We start from the raw sequence: 6850 nt of genomic DNA, 5'->3' as shown, positions 1-6850 counted from the left end.
CCCGGAGAGCCGGACGGCCACTCCTCGGAAGCCACTCAAGGCAGAAACCCATAAGCCACATCCGGCCCTCCCGGGCCGACCAACACCTTACGGAGAACCCATGACGCAGACAGGCTTCCTGGCCGGTCCGATCACCGGTCTCAAGTACGAGACCCCCACTCACCAGGGACTCACGGGCGCCCAGGGTGAATTCCTGTACGAGGAGGGAGAGCGGGTCGCCTTCCTCGTCGGGGCGACGCCCATCGGCAACGTCTCCGCCCGCTCCCGGGTGAACCTGGCGCAGATCGTCGCCCGTGTGGACGGTGATGTCGCCAAGCTGCGCGACCCCGGGCTGACGAACGTCGCCCGGTTCGTGTTCACCCTGGGCCGGAAGAACATCCGGGACCACGGGACACGGATTGCCCCGCAGGTCCACGACATCATCGGCCGCCGGCCCATCGATTTCCGGCACGACGCCGACTTCGCCGGCACCGGCGCCGCTGACAAGGTCCGGGCGTTCACCGACGACCCGGTCATCACCGAGATCCTGCGGGACCTGAACGAAGCCGGGGTCTTCGAGGACGCCGGCTCGCGGACTCTGTGCACGCCGGCGAACGCCCGCAACGAAGTGCGCCGCAACGCGATGGGCATCCTGCGCTTCCGTGACGTCAAGATCCCGCTGCAGAATGGCGCATACGTCCTTGCGGACGTTTTCCGGCCCGCCCGACCCGGTACCTACCCCGTCGTCATCAGCTCAGGGCCCTACGGCAAGGCGTTCAACCACCACTCCATCGGTTCCGTCGCCGACCTCGAGGAGCACGAGCTCATGGAGGACGACTACTTCTGCGGCAATCCCGGCGGGCAGCCCTTCGAGAATCACGAGACGGTCAACACCGCCTCCTGGGTACCCGACGGATACGTGATCGTGCGAACGGACATGCCCGGTGCCGGCAACAATCCCGGACAGCTCGCCCCCTGGGGAATCGCCGGAGCCGAGGCTTTCCGTGACTGTATCGAGTGGGCCGGCGTCCAGCCGTGGTCGAACGGCAACGTCGGCACCTGGGGCATGTCCTACCTGGCGATGAGCCAGCACCAGGCCGCCGGCCTCAAGCCCGAGCACCTCAAAGCCATGATCGCCATCGGCACCGACGTGGACCTCTACGAGGAGGTCGCCTACAACGGCGGAATCTTCAATGAGCAGTTCTGGTCCGTCTGGAAAGCGGCGGGGATCGACCCCGCGGTCGTGGGAACGCCTGACATCGCGGACTTCATCCGAACCCTGCGGGACAGCCCTTTCCGCGACAGCGACCCGGACGCCGTCTTCGGACCACGGGCCGATGTCTTCATGAGTCCCGACCTGACCGACGTCACCGTCCCCCTCTGGGCGGTCGCCGCCACCACCCACTCCTCCCACATCCACCAGCTCGGTGGCAGCAACGCCTACCTGGCCACGCCGACCGCGCACAAGAAGCTCGACCTCTGGGACGACTGGTTCCAGAAGTCCTACGCCGAGGAGACCGTCGCCGCACACAAGGCATTCTTCGACCACTGGCTCAAGGGGATCGACAACGGCATCATGACGGTCCCGCCCGTGCGCCTGGAGATCCGCTCCGGCAACGGCGCCGCACTCGTCCTTCACGAGGACGAATGGCCCCTCGCCCGCACCGAGTACCGCCGCTGGTACCTCGACGCCTCTTCCACGCAGACGGCCCAGCCGGCAGGAGAGCGACGGTTCCTGCGGCTGGAGGCGAGCGAGCCGACCGCCTCGGCGCAGCAGGCATATCCGGCTGAGATAGCGCTGGTTCCCCCTGCCTGTGGAGCGGCTCTGCGCGTGGATGCCGCATCGGCCCAGTCCGATCCGCGCGCCACCGGTATTTCGTTCCTCAGCGCGCCGCTGACGGCTGACGCGATCCTCGCCGGATACGGCAAAGTCGGCTTGACGGTCTCGTCCACCAGCCACGACATGGACATCTACGTGTCGATACGGGTCATCGACGAGGGCGGTCACGAAGTCGACTTCACCGGATTCGCCACGAGCGGCTTCGGCGATCGTCCCATCCCGCTCATGATGGGCTGGCTGAAGGCATCGCATCGGAAAATCGACGAAGAACGCAGCACGCGTTACACCGTCAAGCACACCCATCGCGAAGCCGACTACGCCCCGCTCGTCCCTGACGAGGAGGTCGAGGTGGAGATCGAGTTGGTCCCCAGCACCGGGCTGCTCAAGAAGGGCCAGCGCATCCGCGTCGACGTGCAGCCGTACGACGGCGTCGCGCACGGCATGCACCACGCCTACGACCCCGCCTACCACGACGGGGCCGTCAACAGGGTGCACACGGGGCCGTCCCGCCTGGGCTACGTGCAGTTGCCGATCGTCGGTTGACACCACCGGAGGCCACTGCTGACATCCGTGATCGCCCCTGGAACCCGCCCGTCGGATCATGTGTAAGGCCGGATAACGCCCGCATCCCCGGGAGCCGCCGAGTTCCTCATCCACCCCAGGACCGGGGCCCTGACCGAGGCGGCCGGAACGGTCCCGTCCGTGCGCGGCCCTGTCAAGGGCTCCGTACAGCGGTCGACCGATGCCCATACGACTCGGGTGACGGTGCCGCCCAACTCCCGCGCGGCACCGGAGGCCGAGACCCGGGACGTAGACCCGGCGGAATATCGGGCGACCGCGAACGCACCCGACGGGCAGGGACGTGCGCAGGTCACGCCGCTCACCGACCTCACCGGCACCGTGCTGCGGATCGGGCCCGTCGGCTCCGGCACGACGAAGGTCGAACGCACGCGTTCCTGACCGCGACCCCTGCCCCGGCGCGGCAGCGTGCCGTAAGCCTTCACGCTCTACAACTGCGGGAGCACCTCACCGGCGATGAGTTCCAGGTGGTCGAGGTCATCGAAGTCGATCAGCCGCAGGTGGATACGGCTCGCGCCGATCGCGGCGAACTCACCGAGCCGCTGCACGAGTTGGGCCGGGGAACCGACCACCGCATCCTCCGGCGGCAGCGCGCTCTTGGCGTGGAGCGGGGCGGCCCGCCGTCGCACTTGCGTCTCCGTACGGCCGATGGCCGCCACGACACCGGCCGAGAGCACCAGTGGTGGCCGGCCGGCGTCGGCCCGCCCGGTCCGGTCGCACGCCTCGGCAACCCGTCGGTACGCGCGAGCGGTCTCAGCCACCGACTTGAAGGGCATGTTGAACTCGTCGGCGTACCGGGCCGCCAGCTCCGGGGTGCGCTTGGGGCCGCGGCCCCCTACGATGATCGGCGGCCCCGGCACCTGTACGGGTTTCGGCAGGGCGGGCGCGTCGACGAGCCGGTAGTGGTCGCCGTGGTGGCTGAAGCTCTCGCCGACCTGCGTCCGCCACAGGCCGGTGATCACCTGCAGTTGCTCCTCCAGCCGATCGAAGCGCTCCGGGGCGGGCGGGAACGGGATGCCGTAGGAGGTGTGTTCCCGCTCGTACCAACCCGCGCCGAGGCCCAGTTCGACCCGCCCACCGCTCATCCGGTCCACCTGCGCCACCATCACGGCGAGCGGTCCCGGCAGTCTGAAGGTGGCCGAGGTGACCAGGGTGCCCAGCCGGATCCTGGAGGTCTCCCGGGCGAGCGCGCCGAGCGTCAGCCAGGCGTCGGTGGGACCGGGCAGGCCGGGATCGGCACCCATCGTCTGATAGTGGTCGGCCCTGAAGAAGCCCTCGAATCCGCTGGCCTCGACAAGTTGTGCGAAGCGCCGCTGATCCTCGTAGTCGGCGCCGCGGTGCGGCTCGGTGAAGACGCAGATCCGCAGGCTCATCGCCGCTCCGTTTCGGCCATCCCGGACAGGTCCCGTTCCATCAGCAGTTCGTGCAGATCGGCGCTGCACCGGGCCACTTCGCCCAGGTGCGCGGTCCGGCCCAGCGTCCTCGGCCGGGGTATGGCGATGTCGACGATCTTGCGGATCCGGCCTGGGCGCGGGGTGAGCACCACCACCCGGTCGGCGAGCAGCACGGCCTCGTCTATCGAGTGCGTGACGAAGACGACGGTGGACGAGTTCTCGAGGTGGATGCGCTGCAGTTCCACCGCGAGGTCCGCGCGGGTCAGTGCGTCGAGTGCGGAGAACGGCTCGTCCATGAGCAGCACCCGCGGCTCGCCCATCAGCGACCGGCACAGCGCGACACGCTGCTGCATGCCGCCGGACAGTTCGTGCGGCCGGTGCTTCTCGAAGCCGTTCAGTCCGGCCGTCTCCAGCAGCCGGTACGCGCGTTCGCGGTGCTGCGCCTTGTTCCAGCCGAAGATCTCCACGGGCAGCATGACGTTGTCGAGGACGGACCGCCAGGGCAGCAGGGCCGGCCGCTGGAACAGCATGGCGACGTCCCGTCGGGCGCCGGTGACGCGCTCGCCGCCGATGGTGATCTCGCCGTCGGTGACCGGCAGGAGACCGGCGATCAGCCGGAGCAGCGTGGACTTGCCGCACCCGGATCGGCCCACCACGGCCACGAACTCGCGGTCGGCGATGTGCAGGCCGATGTCCTGGAGCGCCACCGTCGAACCGGACCGACTGGTGAAGCTCCGGGACACACCGGTGAGTCTGATCATCCGGCGGTCTCCCCATCCACGGGCAATCGTCGTGCCGTCCGGATCCTGTCGTCCGGTCAGGCTACCCGCAGCAGGCCGATCGGCGGTACCTGTCGTCCGGTCGATGCATGCCCCAATGACGTACATCTGGCTCACAACTACCCCTTCCTCGTACGCTGTTGCCCGCACCAAGCGTCATGCCCCGGCGGCTCCGTGCTGCCGTTCCGTCTCGTCTGTCTCGACGCCCTTCCGCCGGCGCGTTCGGCGGTCGGAAAGGACAACACTGTGCGCATGATCAGGTTCGCCCGTACGGTCGCCGCGGCAGCCCTGACCACAGCGCTGGCGCTGGTGGCGGGGTGTGGCGGCTCGGATTCCGACGCGGACGCCGGTGAGGACGGCAAGGCACTGAAGAAGGTGACCTACCTGACCTCCTTCGGCAGCTTCGGCCGGGACGCGTACGCCTGGGTCGCGAAGGACAAGGGGTTCTTCGAAGAGGCCGGCTTCGACGTGCGGATCAGACCGGGGCAGGGCACCGGCGGTGTGATTCCGGCCGTCGTGAGCGGCCAGGCGCAGTTCGGCCCCATCGACCTGACGGGAGGTCTGCTGCACCTGGGCAACGGTCAGGCGAAGGACTTCGTCGCGGTGGCCGCCATCCAGCAGCGCACCATGGCCGCGATCGCCACCACCGAGGGCAACCGCATCGCCACACCGAAGGACCTCGAGGGTAAACGGCTCGCGGACACGCCCGGCTCGGTCGTACGCAACCTCTTCCCGACGTACGCCCGGCTGGCCGGCGTGGACGCCGACAAGGTGACCTGGGTCAACGGCGAGGCGCAGACCCTGATGGGCACGCTCGCCGGCGGCTCGGTGGACGGTATCGGCCAGTTCGTGGTGGGCAAGCCGACCATCGAGGCGGTGACGAAGAAGAAGGCCGTGCTGCTGCCCTACAGCGACGTGATCCCCGACCTGTACGGAAACGTGCTGATCACGTCGACGAAGATCGCCGAGAAGGATCCGGAGATGGTACGGCGGTTCACCGCCGCACTGCTCAAAGGCTTGAAGTACAGCCTCGCCCACTCGAAGGAAGCCGCTGAGATCCTGAAGCGGAACGTGGACACCACGAATCCGGCCGCTGCGGCAGCCGAGTTGGAGTTGATGGCCGCGTACGTCACACCGAAGGACGGTTCCGGCACGGCGCTCGGCACGCTGGACCCCGAGCGGGTGTCGAGGAGCATCAGGATTCTGGAGGACGCGGGCACGCTGCCGAAGGGGATGACCCCTGAGCAGATCATCGACTTCGGCCTGGTGCCGAAAGCCTGACCGCGCCGCTGGTGAGGAGCCGCACTGGAGAAGGATGGGATGACCGAGCTCTCGAGGCCGCAGCAGTCCCCCACGGCGGGCCCTGAGCCGGCGCCCATGCCACGAGTCGGTCCCCGTCGCGGGACGCGCGTCGGCGTCGTGCTGCTGCCGGTGGCCGGGTTGCTGGTCGCGCTCGGCGTGTGGTGGCTTCTCACGTCGGTGCTGGAGATGATCCACCCGGCAGTACTGCCTCCGCCGGGAGCCGTGCTCTCCGCGTTCACCGCAACCCCCGTCCGGTTCCTGCAACACACCGGCGACACCACGGTGGAGACGGTGGTCGGCTTCGTTCTCTCCAGCGCCTGCGGAGTTCTGATCGGACTGTCGCTGGCAGCCTCGCGGGTACTGGAGCGCATGTTCACGCCGCTGCTGGTCGCCGTCAACGCGGTTCCGAAGATCGCGCTCGGGCCACTGTTGGTGGGGGCGCTCGGATGGGGGCAGAAGCCGGTCCTGACCATGGTCTTCCTGCTCTGCTTCTTCCCGATCGTGCTGTCCACCGCGACGGGCCTCACATCGACCCCGGCGGACCTGGCCGAGTTGGCGCGCTCGCTGGATGCCTCGCGCTGGCAGGCGTTCCGGAAGGTGCGGTTTCCCGCCGCGCTGCCGCAGATCTTCGTCGGGTTGAAGGTGGCCATGCCGCTCGCCGCGATCGGTGCGGTCATCGGCGAGTTCCAGGCCGGTGAGTCGGGGCTGGGCTATCTGATCGTGCAAGCCGGCGGGGTGGGCGACACCGCTACCGCCTGGGCCGCGATCATCCTGATCGGGTTGATGAGCATCCTTCTCTACTTTGCCCTGGTGTTGTTGGAACGGTTCGCACTGCCCTGGGTCAGGGACACGACCTGGCGCGGATGACGTAAGAACCTAGGCTGGAAGCTGTCTGCACGTAAGCGCTGGCCATTGGTTGCTGTCGATCTGGCTGTGGTCCGACGCTTCGGAAATGGGGTCGTGTCGTGTCGTCGGCC

Annotated in this window: 6 protein-coding genes; 4 read left to right on the top strand and 2 right to left on the bottom strand. The window is 68.3% G+C overall.

Annotation, left to right across the window (positions count from 1 at the left end; genetic code table 11):
- The first annotated feature begins 100 nt into the window (after window positions 1-100).
- Both ACFYXC_RS35230 and ACFYXC_RS35225 read left to right on the top strand, forming a co-directional pair.
- Window positions 101-2362, top strand: a complete 2262-nt coding sequence (locus tag ACFYXC_RS35230) for a CocE/NonD family hydrolase (RefSeq protein WP_389556454.1) — start codon at window positions 101-103, stop codon at window positions 2360-2362.
- A gap of 72 nt (window positions 2363-2434) precedes the next feature.
- Window positions 2435-2779, top strand: a complete 345-nt coding sequence (locus ACFYXC_RS35225) for an alpha-L-rhamnosidase C-terminal domain-containing protein (protein WP_389556462.1) — start codon at window positions 2435-2437, stop codon at window positions 2777-2779.
- A 47-nt stretch (window positions 2780-2826) separates the two neighbouring features.
- On the opposite strand, the gene ACFYXC_RS35220 is transcribed toward ACFYXC_RS35225, so the two are convergent.
- Both ACFYXC_RS35220 and ACFYXC_RS35215 read right to left on the bottom strand, forming a co-directional pair.
- Entirely contained in the window at window positions 2827-3771 is a 945-nt protein-coding gene (locus ACFYXC_RS35220; RefSeq protein WP_389556452.1) for an LLM class F420-dependent oxidoreductase, read from the bottom strand.
- A complete protein-coding gene (locus tag ACFYXC_RS35215; protein WP_389556450.1) occupies window positions 3768-4553 on the bottom strand; it encodes an ABC transporter ATP-binding protein in 786 nt (261 codons plus the stop codon). Before ACFYXC_RS35215 ends, ACFYXC_RS35220 begins: the two co-directional genes overlap by 4 nt.
- A gap of 270 nt (window positions 4554-4823) precedes the next feature.
- Here ACFYXC_RS35215 and ACFYXC_RS35210 point away from each other — a divergent pair, with 270 nt between their 5' ends.
- Both ACFYXC_RS35210 and ACFYXC_RS35205 read left to right on the top strand, forming a co-directional pair.
- Window positions 4824-5852: an ABC transporter substrate-binding protein gene (locus tag ACFYXC_RS35210; protein ID WP_389556449.1), complete on the top strand. Its 1029-nt coding sequence runs from the start codon at window positions 4824-4826 to the stop codon at window positions 5850-5852.
- A 138-nt stretch (window positions 5853-5990) separates the two neighbouring features.
- On the top strand, window positions 5991-6740 hold the full coding sequence (locus ACFYXC_RS35205) for an ABC transporter permease (protein WP_389556447.1): 750 nt from the start codon (window positions 5991-5993) through the stop codon (window positions 6738-6740).
- Window positions 6741-6850: the final 110 nt, after the last annotated feature.

The organism is Streptomyces sp. NPDC002701 (genome assembly GCF_042889045.1).
Lineage (GTDB): Bacteria > Actinomycetota > Actinomycetes > Streptomycetales > Streptomycetaceae > Streptomyces.
Note: the sequence above shows the minus strand (reverse complement) of the source record. Positions and strands in the feature narration are given on the sequence as shown.